The following is an 18,530-nucleotide window of genomic DNA, read 5'->3' as shown; positions in this document are numbered from 1 at the left end:
GCGGGCCGGGGAAGCGTACGGCCGGTGCCGCGGGCACCGGGACAACTCTCGTCCGGGCCGGGCGCGAAGTACACGGGAACACTCCGGTCCCCCGCCCCTGCGGCGGAACCGGGTCCGCCCGCGCCCCGCCCCGGGCCCGCGGTGGCCCACGGCCTGTCGGGGGACCTCCCGCCGGAGAGCGGACGCGGCATGGCGCGTGCGGTTCCGAGGCACCGGAAGGGTGCGTACCGGGCATGGCCGCCCGGTCGGGGGCCACCCGACGGGCTCTCAGGTGCCCGTGAGGTGTTCGGGACGCACGGGCGTCCGGTTGAGCTCCAGTCCCGTCGCGTTCCGGATCGCCGCGAGGACGGCCGGGGTCGACGACAGGGTGGGGGCCTCGCCGACGCCGCGCAGCCCGTACGGGGCGTGGTCGTCGGCGAGTTCGAGCACGTCGACGGGGATGGCCGGGGTGTCGAGGATGGTGGGGATCAGATAGTCCGTGAAGGACGGGTTGCGCACCTTCGCGGTCACCGGGTCGACGACGATCTCCTCCATGACCGCGATGCCCAGGCCCTGGGTGGTGCCGCCCTGGATCTGTCCTTCGACGGACAGCGGGTTGAGGGCCTTGCCGACGTCCTGGGCGCAGGCCAGTTCGACGACCTTGACCAGGCCGAGTTCGGTGTCGACCTCGACGACCGCGCGGTGGGCGGCGAAGGAGTACTGGACGTGCCCGTCGCCCTGTCCGGTGCGCAGGTCGAAGGGTTCGGTGGGGCGGTGGCGCCACTCCAGTTCGGCCTCGACGCTCTCGCCCTCCAGCACGTCCGCCAGGGCGGCCAGCACCTCGCCGCCGTCGGTGACGACCTTGCCGTCCTCCAGGAGCAGTTCGGCGGTGGCCCAGGCGGGGTGGTACGGGCCGAACCTGCGGCGGCCCAGCTCCAGGACCTTCTCGCGGACGGCCTCGCAGGCGTGTTTCACGGCGCCCCCGGTGACGTACGTCTGCCGGGACGCGGACGTGGAACCCGCCGAGCCGACCCGGGTGTCGGCGGGCTGGACGGTGACCCGGGCGACGCCGAGTTCGGTGCGGGCGATCTGGGCGTGGACGGTGACGCCGCCCTGGCCGACCTCCGCCATGGCGGTGTGCACGACCGCGACGGGTTCGCCGCCGGCGACCTCGATACGGACCCGGGCGGTGGAGTAGTCGTCGAAGCCCTCGGAGAAGCCGACGTTCTTGATGCCGACCGCGTAGCCGACCCCGCGTACGACTCCTTCGCCGTGGGTGGTGTTGGACAGTCCGCCGGGCAGGGCCCGTACATCGGGCCGCTCGCCCGCCGTCTCCCACTGGCGCTCGGGCGGCAGCGGTCTGGCCTTGACGCGGCGCAGCAGTTCGGCGACGGGGGCGGGCGAGTCGACGACCTGGCCGGTGGGCAGGACGCTGCCCTGTTCCATGGCGTTGATCCGCCGGAACTCGACCGGGTCCATGCCGAGTTCGGCGGCCAGCTTGTCCATCTGGGCCTCGTAGGCGAAGCACGCCTGGACGGCACCGAAACCGCGCATGGCCCCGCACGGCGGGTTGTTGGTGTAGAGCGCGACCGCCTCGATGTCGACGTCGTCGACGACGTACGGGCCGACGCCGAGCGAGGCGGCGTTGCCGACGACCGCCGGGGAGGAGGAGGCGTAGGCCCCGCCGTCCAGCACGATGCGGCACTTCACATGGGTCAGCCGGCCGTCGCGGGTGGCCCCGTGCTCGTAGCGGAGTCTGGCGGGGTGCCGGTGGACGTGTCCGAAGAAGGACTCGAAGCGGTTGTAGACCATCTTGACGGGCCTGCCGGTGCGCAGGGCGAGGAGGCAGGCGTGGATCTGCATCGACAGGTCCTCGCGTCCGCCGAAGGCGCCGCCGACGCCGGAGAGCGTCATGCGGACCTTGTCCTCGGTCAGGCCGAGGACGGGGGCGATCTGGCGCCGGTCGGCGTGGAGCCACTGGGTGGCGACGTAGAGGTCGACACCGCCGTCCTCGGCGGGCACGGCCAGCCCGGACTCGGGCCCGAGGAACGCCTGGTCCTGCATGCCGAAGACGTACTCCCCGCCGACCACGATGTCGGCGCGGGCCGCCGCCGCCTCCGCGTCGCCGCGCACGACGGGCTGGCGGTGGACGATGTTGGGGTGCGGCACGTGTCCGGCGTGGTGGTCGGTGCGGTGCTCGTGGACGAGCGGGGCACCGGGGGCGAGCGCGGACGCCTCGTCGGTGACGACGGGCAGTTCGCGGTAGTCGATCCGGATCCTCGCGGCGGCGCGGCGGGCCGTCTCGGGGTGGTCGGCGGCGACGAGGGCCACGGGTTCGCCGTGGTGGCGTACCTTGCCGCGGGCCAGGGCCGGGGTGTCCCGGATCTCCAGCCCGTAGTTCTTGACGGCGGCGGGCAGGTCGTCGTGGGTGAGCACGGCGTGGACGCCGGGTGTGGCGAGCGCCTCCGCGATGTCGATGGAGACGATCTCGGCGTGCGCGAGCGTGGAACGCAGGGTATGGCCCCAGAGCATGTCCTCGTGCCACATGTCGGAGGAGTACGCGAACTCCCCGGTGACCTTCAGGACGCCGTCGGGACGCGGGGTGGACTCGCCGATGCCGCCCCGGGTACGGGTGCCCCGGTCGGTGCCGGTGGGATCGCCGGTGACGCCCATCGTCAGACCGCCCCTTCCGCGCGGGCGGCCGCGAGGCGGACCGCGTCCATGATCTTCTCGTAACCGGTGCAACGGCAGAGGTTCCCGGAGAGCGCCTCGCGGATGTCCGCGTCGGACGGCCGGGGGCTGCGTTCGAGCAGGGCGTCGGCGGCGACCAGCAGGCCGGGGGTGCAGAAGCCGCACTGGACGGCCCCGGCGTCGATGAACGCCTTCTGGATCGGGGCGAGTTCGCCGCCGCCGCGGGGATCCTGCCCGGCCGGTCCGGGCGTCCGCCGGATCTCGTCGGGCGGGGCGCCCTCGCCGTCGGCCGGCGCCGGGGACCGCCGGGCGGAGAGGCCGGCGAGGCCCTCCACGGTGACGATCTCGCGTCCCTCGGCCTGCCCCGCCGCGACCAGGCAGGAGCAGACCGGCACCCCGTCCAGGCGGACCGTGCACGACCCGCATTCGCCTTGTTCGCAGGCGTTCTTCGAACCGGGCAGGCCCATCCGCTCCCGCAGCACGTGGAGCAGGGACTCGCCCTCCCAGACGTCGTCCGCCTCGTGGCGGCGGCCGTTGACGGTGAATCCGACACGCATGATCAGGCGGCTCCTTCGCTGCTGCGGCCGTCGCCGCGGTACGAGTCCCAGGTCCAGCCGAGGGTGCGGCGGGCCATGACCCCGACCGCGTGTCTGCGGTAGCGCGCGGTGCCCCGCACGTCGTCGATCGGGTTGCAGGCGCCGGCGGCGAGGTCGGCGAAGCGCCGGACGAGGGACGGGGTGAGGGGCGTGCGGCTGTCCCAGAACCCGCCCTCGTCGAGCGCGGCGTTCAGGAACTCCTCGGCCGCCTCCGCCCGGACGGGCGTGGGTGCGGCCGAGCCGATGCCGGTGCGGACCGTGCGGGTCCCGGGGTGCAGGGCCAGCCCGAAGGCGCAGACCGCGATGACCATGGCGTTGCGGGTGCCGACCTTGGAGTACTGCTGCGGCCCGTCGGCCCTTTTGACGTGCACGGCCCGGATCAGCTCGTCCGGGGCGAGGGCGTTGCGCTTGACACCGGTGTAGAAGGCGTCGATCGGGATCATCCTGGTCCCGCGCACGGACGCGGCCTCCACCTCGGCGCCCGCGGCGAGCAGCGCCGGGTGGGCGTCCCCGGCGGGCGAGGCGGTGCCCAGGTTGCCGCCGACGCCGCCGCGGTTGCGGATCTGCGGGGAGGCGACGGTGTGCGCGGCGAGCGCCAGGCCCGGCAGTTCGTCGCGCAGGTGCTCCATGATCCGGCTGTACGGCACGGACGCGCCGAGCCGTACGGTCTCCTCGCCCACCTCCCACTCGGACAGCTCATCGACGCGGTTCAGGTCCATGAGGTGTTCGGGGCGCCGGTGGTCGAAGTTGATCTCGACCATCACATCGGTGCCGCCCGCGATGGGCACGGCCGTCGGGTGCGCGGCCTTGGCGGCGAGCGCCTCCTCCCAGTCGGCGGGGCGAAGGAAGTCCATGGGCGGCTCTCTCCTCGATCGGGGTCGTCGTCCGCCGGCCGGGGAGCCGGGGGCGGGCGGAAGCCGGGGCCGGAGGCGCGGGGCGGGGCGGCCGGTCCTCGTCGGATCGTCCCTGTGTGGTTATCGCGGCACGGGCCCCAGTACACAAGGGGTGCTCCACCCGGTGCAGTCACCGAAACCATGAAGGCGTTGGCCGGTCGTTCCCGTCGTCTTGTAGATTCGAACGAATGGCGGGGATCGGTGGTCTCGCCGTTTCACCCGGAATTCACCCTCACCGACGAAAGAGATCGGCGGCGACGAGATGCGGCTGCGCGCACTGCTGGAGACCGACGCGCTGGGCCTGCGACTGCTCGGCGGCGAGGACGAGCTGGACCGGCCCGTACGCGGTGTGATGACCACGGACCTGCGCGACCCCAGCCGCTATCTGTCGGGGGGCGAGCTGGTCCTGACGGGGCTGGCCTGGCGTCGCGACGCGGCGGACTCGGAGCCGTTCGTACGCATCCTGGTGCGCTCCGGGGTCGCCGGGCTCGCGGCGGGCGAGGCGGAGCTGGGAGCCGTCCCCGGCGATCTGGTCGACGCCTGCGCCCGGCACCGTCTGCCGCTCTTCGCCGTCCACGAGACGGTCGCGTTCGCGACGATCACCGAGCACGTGGTGCGCCAGGTGTCGGGCGAGCGCGCGGGCGATCTGGCCGCGGTCGTGGAGCGGCACCGCAGGCTGATGACCTCGGGTCCGGCGGGCGGCGGCCCGGACGTGGTCCTCGATCTGCTCGGTTCCGACCTCGACCTGCGCGCCTGGGTGCTCTCCCCCACCGGGCGGCAGATCGCGGGCGCCGGTGACGACCCGCTGCCGGCGCCGGTCGGCGCGGCGCTCGCCGGGCACCACATGGCCGCCGCCCGCGGCGGCCGACGGGCCCCGTACCGGACCGTGGTCGACGGCACCGCGTACGCCCTCTTCCCGATCCGGAACACCGGACGGGGCACGGCCGAGGTCCCCGGGGACGTGCGCGCCTCGGTGCTGTCGGACTGGCTGCTCGCGGTCGAGGCGGACCCGGGCGACTGGCCCGCGGCCCGGCTGGACCTGCTCCAGGGCGTCACCCAGCTGATCGCGGTCGAACGGGACCGGCGCGACGCGGCCCGTACGGTACGCCGCAGGCTCGCCCAGGAAGTCGTGGAGCTGGTCCAGACGGGGGCGCCGCCCGCCGAGATCGCCGCCCGGCTGCGGGTCGCCGCCCCGGTGCTGCTGCCGGGTCTGGGGGCGGCACCGCGCTGGCAGGTCGTGGTGGCGCGGGTCGAATGGGGCGGCGCGGGGGGCGTACCCTCGGCGGGCCCCGGAACCGGCACCGCCGTCACGGGCGGCACGACCGCCCAGGCGCTGCTGGAGGAGATCCTGGTCGACCCCGCGGTCACCGGCGCCGGGTCCGCCGACCGGACGGCCGTCGCCGACACGGGCGACGAGGCGGTGGCCCTCGTGCCCCTGCCCGCCCCGTCCGGGTCCGCCCAGGGCGCGGGCGGCGGCCCGGAGCCCGTCGGCGAGGACGTCTCGCTGCACGCCGAGGTGCTGCTCGGGGCCGTGCGCGAACCCCTCTCCGCGGGCCTGGCCGACGACGGCCGGCTCACCCTCGGTGTCAGCGCGGCCGTGCACTCGCCCGAGGGCCTGCGCGGGGCGCTGGAGGAGGCCCGGCACGCGCGCCGGGTGGCGGCGGCCCGTCCGGGCCGGGTCTGCGCCGCCGGGCACCACGAACTGGCCTCGCACGTGCTGCTGCTGCCGTTCGTCCCGGACGACGTGCGCCGCGCGTTCACCGCACGGTTGCTCGACCCGTTGCGCGACTACGACCGGCGCCACCGAGCGGAGCTGATCCCGACGCTGGAGGCGTTCCTGGACTGCGACGGTTCCTGGACCCGCTGCGCCTCCCGGCTCCACCTCCACGTCAACACACTGCGCTACCGGGTCGGACGAATCGAGCAGTTGACGGGGCGTGACCTCTCGCGCCTGGAGGACAAGCTCGACTTCTTCCTCGCCCTGCGCATGAGCTGATTCCCGCCCCCTGCCGGGCCCGTCGGCCGATGCGGTGGTTTGTGAAATCTTTCACCTGACATCGCGACGACCTCTTGGCCCGGCGTGCCCATCCGTGCTGAGATGCCGCCCAGACTCAACTGCTCGATGGCGCGCTAGGGGAGGGCAATGTGGCGCATACCGCCATGTCTGGTTCCGGCACGACAGCAGATGACGATCCGCCGCTCCAGACCGCGGTATGGCGGCTGCGGTCACGTGCCTGCTGGACGGACGCCGCCGCACTGCTCGAACACGACGCCGCCACCGACCCGGCCGCGGCGCTCCAGCGGACCGCGCTGCTGACCGAGCGCTGTCTGTACACCGGACAGGGCTGGACCGACGCCGAGGACGCCCTGCGCACGGCGGAGGCGCTCGCCCACGACGACGCCGAGCGCGGCGCCGCCGCCTGCGAGCGCGGCCACCTGGCGTACGCGTCGACGCTCCTGGGGGTGCGGGACCGGGCGGACGAGGCCAGTGTCGCCCTGAGCCGCGCCGCCGCGCTCCTCTCCCCGACCGCGCCGGGCCGCCCGCTGCTGGACTTCCGCCGCGGTCTGATCGCCCACAACATCGCCGACTCGCCGCAGGCGGCGCGTGCCGCGTACCGCAGGGCCCACGCCGGTGCCCTCGCACAGGACGACGCGTTACTGCTCTCCTCCACCTGGCGCCATCTCGCCCTGCTCGCCCTGCGGGAGGGCGAGACGGCGGAGGCGCGACACGGCTTCGCCGAGTCCCTGCGGCTGCGGGAGGAGTTGGGCTACCTGATCGGTACGGCTCCGGCCCTCATCGCCCTCGCCGACGCCGAGCCGGAGCCGGAGACGGCGACCCGGCTCCGCGCCGAGGCGGGCCGGCTGTTCCGGCTGCTCGGGGGCGTACCGACATGGCTGGCCCCGCATCTGGACCCGCCGTCCCCGAGGACCGCCGAGGCGAACTGAGCAGCGCGGCACCGTCCACGCGCGAACCGCCCCGGGCAGCCCCACCGGGCCCCGGGCGGTCCGGGCCGCACGGCCCGGGCCGGGGCACGGGACCGGGGGCGGGGCGTACCGGCCGGAACGGTTCAGGCCCAGCGGTCCGGGCCGCACGGCACGGGCCGGGGCGGTTCGCATCCGCACCCGGCTCAGCCCGCGGCTCCGGTGAAGTGCTCGCGTACCAGCGACTGCACGGCGGTGAGGTCCTGGGCGATGAGCGCGTCGAGCAGGGCGGCGTGCTCGGCGGCGTCGGCCAGGAGGTCGGCGCGACGGGTGGCGGGGTTGTTCGCGGCCGGCCACTGGGCACGGCGGTGCAGGTCGTCGGCGACCATCACCAGCTGTTCGTTGTCGCAGAGCGCGAGGATCGCGCCGTGGAACGCCCGGTCGGACTCGGCGTAGCCCGCCAGGTCCCCCACGGCGGCAGCGGTCGCGGTGGCCTCGGCGAGCGGGCGCAGGGCGCGCCAGCGGGCGGGCGGGACGGTCCGGGCCAGCCGCAGCACGACGGGGACCTCGATCAGGGCCCGCACCTCGGCCAGTTGGGCGAGCTCGCGGGGGCCGCGCAGCGACACCCGGAAGCCGCGGTTCGGCACGACCTCGACGGCGCCCTCGACGGCCAGTCGCTGCATCGCCTCGCGCACCGGGGTCGCGGAGACCCCGAAGCGGGCGCCGAGGGCCGGGGCGGAGTACACCTCCCCCGGCACCAGCTGACCGTCGGCCAGGGCGGCCCGCAGTGCCTCCAGCACCTGGCCGCGCACCGAGTGGCGTCGCACCGCCGGACGCGCGGGCGGCGCGGCGGCCGGGACGGACGGAGCGGGCGGAACGGTCGATGCGGGCGACCGGGCCGACTCGGCATGGGTGTGCTCGCCGCGCGCCTGGTCCGGCACGCGGTCGGGACGCGGCTGCTCCCCCCGCGCCTGCACGGGCACCCGCGCGGGCACGGAGGCGGACGCGGGCACGGACGGCGGACGCGCCTGCCCACACGCTCTGACCTGCTCCACCCGGACCTCCTCGGCCTGCCGTGGGCGCGGCTCGCGTGCGCCATGCCCCCCGTGCACGATAGGCGCAGCGGGCGACAGTTCACACCTCGATCGACTCGGGTAAGGTAAGCCTTACCTGCAAACATCGTGATTCGGCGGTCCCGCATGACACTCCCCGCCCTGCGTTCCGGCACCTGCGCGTCCGCCGTGGCGGACGCGTACACGCGCCTGGCCGAGGTCTTCCCCGGGCTGCGCGCGGACGTGCTGCCGGACGGCGAGGACGCGCCCCGGGGCGACGGCTGGGTGCGCGCGGACGAACTCGCGGCGGGCGGCGACGCGCTCGACCTCTTCCTCTCCTGGGACCACGCGCAGATGGTGCGGGACTACGGACAGCAGCCGCGCCCGGACGTGGTCGCCGGATTCGGACTGCACCGCTACGCCTGGCCCGCCTGCCTGCTGGTGACGGTGCCGTGGTTCCTGCACCGCCGAGTGCCCCGGATCCCCGTCGAGGACGTGGCGTTCCAGCGGGCACTGGGCCGCATGACCGTCCGCGTCACGGAATTCGCCTGCCTCCCGGACGATCCGGCGGCCGTACTGCCGGGTGCCCGGCCGGTCCCGGACGAGGCGGCGCTGCGGGCCGAGGTCCTCGCCGCCGTGGCCGAGCACATCGGCCCGGTGCTGGAGGGTTTCAGGTCACGGATGCGGCGCGGCAGCCGGGCGCTGTGGGGCATGGCGACGGACGAGGTCGTCGAGGGGCTCTGGTACATCGCCTCGCTGCTCGGCGAGGAGCGCCGCGCGATGACCGAGCTGGAGGCGCTGCTGCCGGGCACCGGGAAGCCGTACGTGGGCACGCCGGGCTTCCGCGAACTGACCGGGCCGAACGGCGAACCGCTCCCCACCCGGGACCGGGTGAGCTGCTGCCTCTTCTACACCCTGCGCCCCGAGGACACCTGTGTCACCTGCCCCCGCACCTGTGACGCGGAGCGGGTACGGAAACTGACGCCCACTCACTGAACGACACCCCTCGAACGGGTAGTACTATTCGAACGCAGTTCACTGGCCGTGTACGGGTATTCGACCAGATCCCGGCTATCCGTATGCGCTGCCAACCCAATGGCGTTCTCTTGTCCCGAAACCCCCTGTGTGTGATGAGGTTTCGGCAATCATGGCGCCCGAAATGCCCTACGTGACGCAAGGGACCGCGCATGAGACTGACCGACATATCGCTGAATTGGCTGCTTCCGGGCGCCGTGCTGCTCGTGGGAGTCCTGGCGGCGGTGGCGGTGGTCGTACGCGGCAAGCGCGCCGCCGACAAGTCCGCCACCGACGACAGCTGGGAGCGCAGCGAGGAGCGCCGCAGGCGCAAGGAGGCGGTGTACGCCATCGCCTCCTACGTCCTGCTCTTCTGCTGCGCGGCCGTCGCCGCCGCCCTCTCCTTCCATGGGCTCGTGGGCTTCGGCAAGCAGAACCTCGGCCTCTCCGGGGGCTGGGAGTACCTCGTTCCGTTCGGCCTCGACGGGGCCGCGATGTTCTGTTCCGTCCTCGCCGTGCGCGAGGCCAGCCACGGTGACGCGGCGCTCGGTTCGCGACTGCTCGTGTGGCTGTTCGCCGGTGCCGCGGCCTGGTTCAACTGGGTGCACGCCCCCCGGGGTGTGGACCACGCGGGTGCCCCGCAGTTCTTCGCGGGGATGTCGCTCTCGGCGGCCGTGCTGTTCGACCGCGCGCTGAAGCAGACCCGCCGGGCCGCGCTGCGTGAGCAGGGTCTGGTGCCCCGCCCGCTGCCGCAGATCCGGATCGTGCGGTGGCTGCGTGCCCCCCGGGAGACCTTCGGCGCCTGGTCGCTGATGCTGCTGGAGGGCGTGCGCACGCTGGACGAAGCGGTCGAGGAGGTACGCGAGGACCGGCGGGAGAAGGAGCAGGAACGCCTCCGCAGGAAGGAACAGGCCAAGCTGGACCGGGCCCACATCAAGGCGCTGAACCGGCAGCACCGGGCCTGGGGCCGACTCGGCCGGGGCGGCACCCAGGTGGAGGTCCAGCAGCTCCCTCCTACGACCGGAGCCGCCCCGTCGACAGCGGAGCCGGTGATACCGGAACAAGGACAGCTGCCCTTGCGGCCGTCCCTGCAGGCCGTCACGGGGGCGCCCCGGAGCGACCAGGACCGGAAGGCGGGTGAGCCGGTCACCGTCGACCTCACCGCCGAGGACGACACCCAGGCGCTGCCCCGGCTCGACTCGCTGGAGCGGAAACTGAAGGATCTGGAGCAGCAGTTCGGCTGACGCTCCGTCGCGAGAGGCCCTGACGGCCCGGTTGCTTCCGGGCTCTCAGGGCCTCTCGCCGTCCAGCTCGAACCAGACGACCTTGCCCAGGGCGCGTGCGTCGATTCCCCAGGCGTCCGCGAGACTCCGGACCAGAATCAGCCCCCGGCCGTGCGTACCGTCGTCGGCGTCCGGTACGTACGACAGGGGCGGCAACGGCCCGAAGTCCCGTACTTCCACCCGGAGTCCGGCGGGACCCACGCTCGCCGTGACGACGGCCCCGTGTCTTGTGTGGATCAGCGCGTTGGTCACCACTTCGCTGAGCAGGAGCTCCGCCGCTCCGGCCGGCTCGGCCCGCCAACGGTGGCGGAGCAGTTCCCGCAGCGCGCGGCGGACTTCGCTCACGGCCGCCAGGTCGGTGTGTGCCAGCCGTCTCCGCATCCGGGCCGGCCCCCACGCCTCCCGTCGCGGCCCCGCCCCCTCGTTCTTCGGACCGGCCTCTTCCTGACGCTGCGTCTTCTCCCCCGCGCGCACGGTGAATCGCCCCCTTTTCGTCGTCTCGTCGGACTCCTTCTCGGAACACGTTCACGGGGATGCATGCCCCCGGGGAGGGCCGTCACGCTTGTCGGACCCCCCTATGTGAACGCGCGCACGAGCAATCCGAGCCCTCGGCTGCACATCGGCGTCGTCTTTCCGACCCTGCGGTGAACTTCCACAGAATTCCCATGGATCGGCGTTGACGGGTCCATGTCTACGCGCGTCATCATGGGGGGCATGAGAATCCCCCCACGGATCACCACGCTCGGCGGCGCCGCCGCCCTCCTGTCCGCGCTCCTCGTCGGCGGCCCCGTCGTCACGGCCGCCACCGCCGCCCCCGCCTCGGTCGGCAGCATCTGCTACTCGGACCTGCCGACCCAGGCGCACGACACCCTCCGCCTGATCGCGGCGGGCGGGCCGTTCCCGTACTCGCAGGACGGTTCCGTCTTCCAGAACCGTGAAGGCGTCCTGCCCAAGCAGAGCACCGGCTACTACCACGAGTACACGGTCGTCACCCCCGGCTCCCCGACCCGAGGCGCGCGACGCGTCGTCACGGGCGATCGGGTGCGGGAGGACTACTACACCAGCGACCACTACGCCACCTTCGACCTGATCGACCGCGGCTGCTGAAGCCCGGCCCCGAACCGATCCGCGCCGTAGCCCCCCACCTGCGGCGCGGATCACCGTCCGCGCGGGCGGCCCGGCCCGCTCCCGGTCCCCGGACCTGTAGCCTCCGGTCATGACCGTGACCTATGTGATCGACGGCTCCCGGGTCACCGGCCTGGAGCGGTTCTGGACCGTCATCGGCGAGGCCGTGAACGGCCCCGGCGGATACTTCGGCCGCAACTTCGACGCCCTGGCGGACTGTCTGGGCGGCGGGATGGGCACTCCGGACGACGGGGACTTCGTCATCGAATGGCGGGACCACGAACGGTCGGCACAGGCCCTGGGCCACGAGGAGACGGCCCGATACCTGCGGGAGCGCCTGGCCCGCGTGCACGAGAGCAACCGGCCCGAGGTGCGGCGCCGGCTCGACGACGCGCTGGCCGGGCGGGGACCGACCCTGTTCGACCTGCTCGTGGACGTCCTCACGGCCGGGACGCGGCCCGGCGCGCTCAGACTGCTGTGAACCGACGGCGACGGCCGGTCTGTCCGCGGAGGGGGATCCCTCCGCGGGCAGACCGTTGTCGTGTGCCCGAAGGTCTCAGTACTTGGTGGAGACGGTCACGCCGTCGAATCCCTCAACGGCGTGCAGGCTGATGAAGCGGTCTCCGGCCGCCGGGTGGTCGATGGTCAGCGTGTGTTCGTTCCCGGCGCCGACGGCCCGGCTGGTGTAGGCGTCGGTGGTCGCCCATTTGTCCGCGTTGTAGTAGAGGTCGGCGTCGCCCGTGCCGCCCGACACGGTGATCTGCAGCTGAGCGGTGCCCGCCGGAATGCGTACGTACAGATAGGCGTAGTCGCCCTTGACCGCCTTCAGCCCGCTGCGCCCGCAGTCCTTGCCCAGCTCCCTGGCGTCGCTACCGGTGCACTCGCCCCCGGGCTCGGTGGGCGTGCCGCCGCCGCAGCTGCCGGCCGCACAGGCGGTCAGCCAGGTGTTCCAGTCGGCTTCGTAACGGTCGCCGATGGTCGATGCGAGCAGGGTGCGGGCACCGTCCCAGTCACCCTTGCGGTAGAGGCCGAGGAGCGTGTCGATGTCCGCGCGGTGGGACTCCAGCATGTAACGGACGGCAAGATAGCCCCAGTTGTAGACGCGGGTCTGGTCGGCGTTCTCGTAGGTGGTGTCGAACAGGGTCCGCAGGGTGTAGGTGTGGTTCGCGGCCTGCTCGGCGGCGGCGTCGTAGTCGACCTTGCGGTACGAGTAGGAGACGTACTCCGCGAAGCCCTCGACCCACCAGACGGTCGGCGTGGTCAGTCCGTCCTCGAAGTCGCCGTGCATGTTGAAGCGGCCGTCGAGGTAGTGCGTGTACTCGTGGTTCAGGTTCCAGATCTGGAAGTCGGGGCGGACCCACTCGGCCTCGTAGGCGATGAACCGGGGCTGATTGCCTTCCGCGGCGGGGTCGCCTTCCAGGTACATGCCGCCGTTGTTCGTGTTGATGCCGTAGATCGCGCCGGCGTAGGTCTGGTAGTCGGTGCTGGAGTCGAAGACCACGACCTCGATGGTCTTGTTGTTGTCGTCGGCGACCGGTCCGTTGTCCCGGGCCACCTCGTGGAAGTAGGCGTCCTGGTTGCGCAGGCTGGTGCAGCTGGCCTCGAGTTCCTCCGCGGCCATGTCCTGCGCCCGGATGGTGATGCTGTCGCTGCAGGTGTGCTTCACCGGCAGGACGGCCTTCTCTAGACGCTCCGCGAGGTCACAGGTGCCGTAGTACGAGCAGTTCGCCTTGTCGTAGGCCTCGACCATCTGCGCCACGGCGACCCAGAGCGGGGCGGTGGGTCCGGTGATGGAGCTCTTGCCGAGCAGTCCGGCGGCCAGCGGGCTCGCCTTGGGGCGCAGGGAGTCTTCCTTGAGGAAGCGGCCGAGCTCGAGTCCCGCGTTGGAAGCGAGGAACGACTGCTTGGTGCCCAGCAGGTCGAGATGGCGCGAGGCGAAGTCGCTGAGGGCCTCCAGCACGCTGGGGTCGGCCTCCACCGCGGCGATGAACTCCGGCACCTGGTGACCGCGGAAGAACACCGTGTACACGCTGTTCACGGCGTTGACCATGTACCAGAATTCGTTGTACGAGGAGTCGTAGTCGGCCAGCAGCCGCTTGACGACGGACAGGTAGCGGGCGTTCTCCACGGCGCTGTCGATCAATATGACGGCCTCGGACAGGGTCTGCCCGTTGGCGTCGGTGACGTCGAAGGCGTGCGAGGAGGCGAAGAACGCGTCGAGCGCGCCCTGGATGGCCGTACGCAGTTCCGGCCCGTAGCTGCCCACCGTGTCGGGGTCGTAGAACTGCACGTAGTACCCGGCTCGGAGATAGAGGACCAGCTGGGGCATGCCGGTACTGCTGTCGCCGGGGTAGGCGGCCGATCCCTCGCGCATGGCGTTGGCGACGGTGACCATCTGCGCCTCACGGAAGGCCAGATTGCCGTCGTTGCCCTTGACGCGGAACAGCGTGTTGACGCAGTCGGTCGTCGATGACTTGATCTGCTGGACCAGTTCGCTTCCGGTGCGGCTGGTGAAGTCGCTGACATCGCACTCGGCCGCGGTCCGGCCCCTGGATCCGCCCTTGGCCTTGGAGTCGGCCTTCATCGACGGCGCCAGGTGGCTCGGGAGCGCCGCTCCGGGGTCGTCGTAGTCCCGCCGCAGTGCGTCCTTGGACGCGGACAACGGCGGGCGGTCGGCGGCCTTGAGGGCTTTGCGGCCGAAGTGGTCGGCGTCGTCCGCTGGTGCGGTCGGCGCCTCGGCCGAGGGGCCGACGGGCCTTGCGGCAGGCCCGCCGTCCGTACGGACCGCACCGGCGTCGCCGGCCTGGGTGCGACCGGTCGCCGACGATACGGTCGAGCGCTGCTCGACGGCCTGGCTCGGCGTGGAGAGCAGGCCCAGGCCCAGGCATGCTGCCAGGACCGCAGTGGACAATCCAGTGAATCGCTGTCGAACCGTTCGGTTCTTCACGTGCCGCCTCCCAGCGGTGTGTCAACCGCGCGAGTGCGCGGGTGGGGGGGAACGCGAGGGAGCGGGCAGGGGATGACATGAGCACACCCGCTCCTTTCGCGGGCTGTACAATGGCACATGTCACATGTCCTTAGGAACCCCTCTCACACGCATTGCCCTCCCGAACAACTCGCGGCTCGCGCAAGGGACTTCGCCCGACCGTCGACATGCGCAGGTCGCCGCCGCCGGACGCCCCACCGAGGAGCCGCCGTTCGGGCCAGTCCCCGAACCCCGCCTCCTGGACCGGGGCTTCGCAAACCGCCGGGAAGCCGAGGAATGACGATCGTTGCGCCCCACGCCTCTTCCGGCGAGCCCGTCCGCACGCCCAGGAGAGGCTGTTCGGGGCACGGCCGCCGACCCGGGTGTCGAGCGGCGCGGGCCCCCTCCGTCGGTGGGACTCCTGCCCTCCGTCGGCCCGCCGCAGCCCGCGCGCACGGCAGGGCTCGCCACCGGAACGGTGCTCGGCGAATTCCGCCCTGTGGAGGAGCGCCGGGAGACCGGGCGACGACGAGTACGCTTCCGCCGTCCCCGCGCAGGATCGGCGTGCGGATCGACGGCGATCCGCTGATCGCGGCCGACGGTGCCCGGTTGCTGTCGTCCACGCCGCCGCGCACCGCCGACGGGATCGAAAAGTGGATGGCCACCCTGCCGGACGGCTGATCCGGAAGAACGGCGCCTGCGGTCGAGGAGCGGTCCGTGGACGCCGAGGACCGGCGTCCGGTGATCAGCCCTCGGCCGCCGGCCGGGACGCCGTTCCGGACCCGGTGCCTCGCACGACCGCGCCCGGGTCGTCTCCGTCGTCGGCCCAGATCGATCTGACGTGGGACATGTGTGTCAGCATGCGCTTCTCTGCACCCGGTGCGTCACCGGCGATCATGAGATCGAGCAGCTGGACGTGCTCCTCGGCGGACGCGGTCAACTGTCCCGATTCCGACAGGCGGTTGAGACCGAAGAGCCGAGACCGCTTGCGCAGGTTGCCGACCTCCTCCACCAGTCTGCGGTTGCCCGCCAGACCGAGCAGTTCGAGATGGAAGCGCCGGTCGGCCTCCAGGTACCCGATGATGTCGTGCTCGGCGGCGGCCGCCACGATCGCTTCGGCCAGCGGTCGCAGCTCCCTCAGCTCTGCGGTCTTGCCCATTTTGGCAATCCGGCCGACGGTGGGGACCTCGATCAGTGCGCGCAGTTCGGTGAAGTCGTCGAGGTCCTGGCCGGTCAGCTCCGTCACACGGAAACCCTTGTTGCGTACCGCTTCGACCAGCTCCTCCCGCGCCAGATCGAGCATCGCCTCGCGCACCGGCGTGGCGGACACCCCGAACTGGGCGGCGAGAGTCGGAGCGGAGTAGACCACACCCGGCCGCAGGTCGCCGGCGATCAGAGCCGCCCTGAGCGCGCTGGCCACCCGGTCGCGCAAGTGCTCGTGCGCCGAGAGGGCGTTGAGCGTCGTCAGGGGAGCCATATGCATTCCTCCAGCGCCGTACGGGCCCTCAGAATACAATGTCACCTTTTTCCACGGCCTCGGTCGTCCCGGCCCTGTTTCCCCGTCAGTTGACGAGTCCGCGGGCGCCTCGGGCACGGCCCCGAACACCGTGCCTGGCCGCCGCGAGCCGCGGTCTCACAGCACGAATCCCTCGATGCGGAGCACGCCGAAGTCCGCGTCGGGCCGGGCCGCCGGTGAACCGGGCACGGTCGGGACGGCCGCCACCGGACCCCGGGGGTACGGCGACGGCCGGGGCCGTGCCCGGGTGGTACGACGGTGCTCAGCTGTGCCCTGCGGCCAGGGCCTTCTCGGTCGCCGAACGCACGGCCGCCTCGTCGTCCGCGGGGAGCGGGAAACGCGGCGGACGGGTGCGACCGCCGTGGCGCCCGGCCACGTCCATGGACGCCTTGATGGCCTGGACGAACTCGGGCTTGGAGTCCCATCGCAGCAGCGGGTGCAGTTCCCGGTACAGCGGCAGCGCCGTCGTCAGGTCCCCGGTCACGGCGGCGCGGTACAGCTCGACACAGCTGGACGGCAGCATGTTCGGACACCCGGCGATCCAGCCGGCCGCCCCGGCGAGGGCCAGTTCCAGCAGTACGTCGTCGGCGCCCACGAGCAGGTCGAGTTCCGGCGCCCTCTCGCGGATCTCGTACGCCCTGCGGACGTCGCCGGTGAACTCCTTGACCGCGACGATGCTGCCCTCCTGGTGGATCTCGGCGAGCAGGCCGGGTGTCATGTCCACCTTGGTGTCGTACGGGTTGTTGTACGCGACGACCGGAATCCCGACGGCGGCCACGTCGGCGTAGTGGGCGCGGACGGCCACGTCCTCGCACCGGTATCCGTTGGGCGGCAGGAGCAGCACGGAACCGGCGCCCGCCTCGGCCGCCTGCTGCGCCCAGCGCCGTGACTCCGCGCTGCCGTAGGCGGAGACGCCCGGCATGACCCGGTCGCCGTCGCCCGCCGCCTCCACCGCGACCCGGACCATCCGCTCGCGTTCCTCGTCGGTCAGGGTCTGGTACTCGCCCAGCGATCCGTTGGGCACCACTCCGTCGCAGCCCGCCTCGATGAGCTGCCGCACGTGCGTGGCGTAGGCGTCGTAGTCGATCGTGCCGTCGGCGCGCAGAGTCAGCGGTGTGGCGACCATGATTCCCTGCCAGGGGCGGGTGCGGGCGTGCGGGGTGTGCTGCTGCATCGTGGCTCCTCGAGAGTGGTGACAGGACATGACGGGCGCGGCGTTACGAAGCGCGCACAGCGGGTGCCGTACGCGGCGCGGGAGCGCCCGCGACGCGCCGGTTCCTGGACCGGGCACGTCGGGGGCCGGCCGGCGTGCGCCGGACGCCGCGCGCGCCGGTGCCCGGGGTTTCGGCGGGCCTCCTGGTGGCACGACCGGAAAGGTCTGCCGGGAAGCTCGCGGCGCCCGGCGCGTCGCATCGCAGGACGGAGGACCGCCCTCGCACCCCTCCCGGCGACGCTCGCCCCAACAAGCGTTCCCGGGAGGGGCACCAGTGCCGTGACCGGCAAGGTCTGCCCGGAAGGAGCGTCGTCCGGTGCGTGCGATCGCAAGGCGGCCACAAGCCCTCGAATGGGGTCTCCCCTGCTCGAACGAAGCTGAGAGCTCGGGGAAGTGCCGGGCGGCGCGACGGGGCAAACGTTGCCGGGAGCGGCACTAGCCGGGATCGGCCGGTTCGGCAACGAGTTCGGACAGCTTGACGGGGCAGGCCGGCGGGCGGCGGGCGGGCCCCTCCGGACAACGGCCGACGCCCGGAGGGGCGCTGTGCACCGCCGCCGGCTCGCGGGCGGCGAAGCCGCACCCTGGCCCATTCCGGCCCGGGTGAACAGCTCGACGGTCCGGGCGTCCCCGGCGCCGGGCCGCTCGCGGCGTCGCGGATCCGCCCCGCCACGACCTCTTCGCAGCGGCAGACCTCCGTGTCGTCGGTGAGCCACCCGCCCCGCTCCGCCCCTGGTCGGTGCACGGCCCCATCGGCGCTGCGAAGGCACGCAGGCGACGCCGGGACCGGCTCAGGGCGACCGCCCTGAGCGCCGCGTCCCGCCGTATCCCGCCGCGCACCTCGTGGACGACCGAGAGTGCCGTCAACTCCCCCTTCACAAGAGCGAGTTCCATGCCTGCGACGCCACCGGGCTCCCCCGCTGCCCAGATCCGCGGCGCGGTGGTCCGCAGCCACTCGTCCACGGCGACCGCGTGGGTGCCGTCGGCGCACACCCGCGTCCCGCAGCCCGCCGCCACGGCGAGGTCCAGCTGGGGCACGAGCCCGTGCCCCACGGCGAGCGAGCGCGTCGCGGGCGAACGTGCGGCCGGACCCCGGTCGACGACGGCCACCGACCGTCCGACCCGGGAGACGTAATAGGCGCGGGCGGCGCCGACCACCCCGGCACCGACGATGACGACATCCAAAGGCTGCCTCATGAACACGTCAGTAATATGTCACATTGTTTCGAGGTCGCCAAGGGTGCGGACAAAGGCAGTTGATGTCGCATCGGCTGCCCGGAGAAC

The 18,530-nt window shown here is 72.7% G+C and carries 15 protein-coding genes; 6 read left to right on the top strand and 9 right to left on the bottom strand.

The features are described from left to right. Positions 1-267: 267 nt before the first annotated feature. Genes pucD through AB0E67_RS13610 form a run of 3 tightly spaced genes read right to left on the bottom strand, consistent with a single transcriptional unit; the run spans position 268 to position 4,120 of the window. Positions 268-2,652, bottom strand: a complete 2,385-nt coding sequence (pucD, locus tag AB0E67_RS13620) for a xanthine dehydrogenase subunit D (RefSeq protein WP_362025239.1) — start codon at positions 2,650-2,652, stop codon at positions 268-270. A gap of 2 nt (positions 2,653-2,654) precedes the next feature. Then, positions 2,655-3,227, bottom strand: coding sequence for a (2Fe-2S)-binding protein (locus AB0E67_RS13615; RefSeq protein ID WP_362025236.1), 573 nt, complete (start codon positions 3,225-3,227; stop codon positions 2,655-2,657). Positions 3,228-3,229: 2 nt separating this feature from the next. Further along, complete coding sequence (locus tag AB0E67_RS13610; protein WP_362025234.1) at positions 3,230-4,120, bottom strand: xanthine dehydrogenase family protein subunit M; 891 nt, start codon at positions 4,118-4,120, stop codon at positions 3,230-3,232. A 301-nt stretch (positions 4,121-4,421) separates the two neighbouring features. On the opposite strand from AB0E67_RS13610, the gene AB0E67_RS13605 reads away from it, so the two are divergent. After that, complete coding sequence (locus tag AB0E67_RS13605; RefSeq protein ID WP_362025231.1) at positions 4,422-6,155, top strand: PucR family transcriptional regulator ligand-binding domain-containing protein; 1,734 nt, start codon at positions 4,422-4,424, stop codon at positions 6,153-6,155. A 164-nt stretch (positions 6,156-6,319) separates the two neighbouring features. After that, a complete protein-coding gene (locus tag AB0E67_RS13600) occupies positions 6,320-7,105 on the top strand; it encodes a hypothetical protein (protein WP_362025228.1) in 786 nt (261 codons plus the stop codon). Between the two features lie 182 nt (positions 7,106-7,287). Here the strand turns inward: AB0E67_RS13600 and AB0E67_RS13595 are convergent, their stop codons facing one another. Further along, entirely contained in the window at positions 7,288-8,076 is a 789-nt protein-coding gene (locus tag AB0E67_RS13595) for a GntR family transcriptional regulator (RefSeq protein WP_362025559.1), read from the bottom strand. Between the two features lie 204 nt (positions 8,077-8,280). Here AB0E67_RS13595 and AB0E67_RS13590 point away from each other — a divergent pair, with 204 nt between their 5' ends. Together AB0E67_RS13590 and AB0E67_RS13585 are read left to right on the top strand one after the other, a co-directional pair. Then, complete coding sequence (locus AB0E67_RS13590; RefSeq protein ID WP_362025226.1) at positions 8,281-9,129, top strand: (2Fe-2S)-binding protein; 849 nt, start codon at positions 8,281-8,283, stop codon at positions 9,127-9,129. 191 nt (positions 9,130-9,320) lie between these two features. Continuing rightward, complete coding sequence (locus AB0E67_RS13585; protein WP_362025223.1) at positions 9,321-10,391, top strand: DUF2637 domain-containing protein; 1,071 nt, start codon at positions 9,321-9,323, stop codon at positions 10,389-10,391. Between the two features lie 45 nt (positions 10,392-10,436). Here the strand turns inward: AB0E67_RS13585 and AB0E67_RS13580 are convergent, their stop codons facing one another. Next, a complete protein-coding gene (locus AB0E67_RS13580; RefSeq protein WP_362025556.1) occupies positions 10,437-10,799 on the bottom strand; it encodes an ATP-binding protein in 363 nt (120 codons plus the stop codon). 345 nt (positions 10,800-11,144) lie between these two features. Between AB0E67_RS13580 and AB0E67_RS13575 the strand changes: the two genes are divergently transcribed. Next, the gene (locus AB0E67_RS13575; RefSeq protein WP_362025220.1) at positions 11,145-11,537 is read left to right on the top strand and encodes a ribonuclease domain-containing protein; all 393 of its coding nucleotides are present in this window, start codon (positions 11,145-11,147) and stop codon (positions 11,535-11,537) included. A gap of 109 nt (positions 11,538-11,646) precedes the next feature. Next, positions 11,647-12,036 carry a barstar family protein gene (locus AB0E67_RS13570; RefSeq protein WP_362025217.1) on the top strand — a complete coding sequence of 130 codons (390 nt, stop codon included), beginning with the start codon at positions 11,647-11,649 and terminating at the stop codon, positions 12,034-12,036. 75 nt (positions 12,037-12,111) lie between these two features. Here the strand turns inward: AB0E67_RS13570 and AB0E67_RS13565 are convergent, their stop codons facing one another. From AB0E67_RS13565 to AB0E67_RS13550, 4 genes are all read right to left on the bottom strand, one after another. Continuing rightward, on the bottom strand, positions 12,112-14,502 hold the full coding sequence (locus AB0E67_RS13565; RefSeq protein ID WP_362025215.1) for a collagenase: 2,391 nt from the start codon (positions 14,500-14,502) through the stop codon (positions 12,112-12,114). Positions 14,503-15,265: 763 nt separating this feature from the next. Further along, complete coding sequence (locus AB0E67_RS13560; protein ID WP_362025212.1) at positions 15,266-15,997, bottom strand: GntR family transcriptional regulator; 732 nt, start codon at positions 15,995-15,997, stop codon at positions 15,266-15,268. A gap of 301 nt (positions 15,998-16,298) precedes the next feature. Then, positions 16,299-17,210 (bottom strand): dihydrodipicolinate synthase family protein, encoded by a 912-nt coding sequence (locus tag AB0E67_RS13555; RefSeq protein ID WP_362025209.1) that lies wholly within the window; start codon positions 17,208-17,210, stop codon positions 16,299-16,301. 474 nt (positions 17,211-17,684) lie between these two features. Further along, positions 17,685-18,443 (bottom strand): hypothetical protein, encoded by a 759-nt coding sequence (locus AB0E67_RS13550; protein ID WP_362025206.1) that lies wholly within the window; start codon positions 18,441-18,443, stop codon positions 17,685-17,687. Positions 18,444-18,530: the final 87 nt, after the last annotated feature.

Origin of the sequence: Streptomyces sp. NPDC032161 (genome assembly GCF_040636995.1) — a bacterium.
GTDB lineage: Bacteria > Actinomycetota > Actinomycetes > Streptomycetales > Streptomycetaceae > Streptomyces.
This window is presented reverse-complemented; position numbering and strand designations above follow the sequence as displayed.

Excerpts from the sequence above, each read along its gene's own strand:
- AB0E67_RS13600 (WP_362025228.1), top strand. The coding sequence starts at position 6,320 with ATGTCTGGTTCCGGCACGACAGCAGATGACGATCCGCCGCTCCAGACC.
- AB0E67_RS13590 (WP_362025226.1), top strand. The coding sequence starts at position 8,281 with ATGACACTCCCCGCCCTGCGTTCCGGCACCTGCGCGTCCGCCGTGGCG.
- AB0E67_RS13610 (WP_362025234.1), bottom strand. The coding sequence starts at position 4,120 with ATGGACTTCCTTCGCCCCGCCGACTGGGAGGAGGCGCTCGCCGCCAAG.
- AB0E67_RS13555 (WP_362025209.1), bottom strand. The coding sequence starts at position 17,210 with ATGCAGCAGCACACCCCGCACGCCCGCACCCGCCCCTGGCAGGGAATC.
- AB0E67_RS13560 (WP_362025212.1), bottom strand. The coding sequence starts at position 15,997 with ATGGCTCCCCTGACGACGCTCAACGCCCTCTCGGCGCACGAGCACTTG.
- AB0E67_RS13550 (WP_362025206.1), bottom strand. The coding sequence starts at position 18,443 with ATGAGGCAGCCTTTGGATGTCGTCATCGTCGGTGCCGGGGTGGTCGGC.
- AB0E67_RS13570 (WP_362025217.1), top strand. The coding sequence starts at position 11,647 with ATGACCGTGACCTATGTGATCGACGGCTCCCGGGTCACCGGCCTGGAG.
- AB0E67_RS13575 (WP_362025220.1), top strand. The coding sequence starts at position 11,145 with ATGAGAATCCCCCCACGGATCACCACGCTCGGCGGCGCCGCCGCCCTC.
- AB0E67_RS13585 (WP_362025223.1), top strand. The coding sequence starts at position 9,321 with ATGAGACTGACCGACATATCGCTGAATTGGCTGCTTCCGGGCGCCGTG.
- pucD (WP_362025239.1), bottom strand. The coding sequence starts at position 2,652 with ATGGGCGTCACCGGCGATCCCACCGGCACCGACCGGGGCACCCGTACC.
- AB0E67_RS13605 (WP_362025231.1), top strand. The coding sequence starts at position 4,422 with ATGCGGCTGCGCGCACTGCTGGAGACCGACGCGCTGGGCCTGCGACTG.
- AB0E67_RS13615 (WP_362025236.1), bottom strand. The coding sequence starts at position 3,227 with ATGCGTGTCGGATTCACCGTCAACGGCCGCCGCCACGAGGCGGACGAC.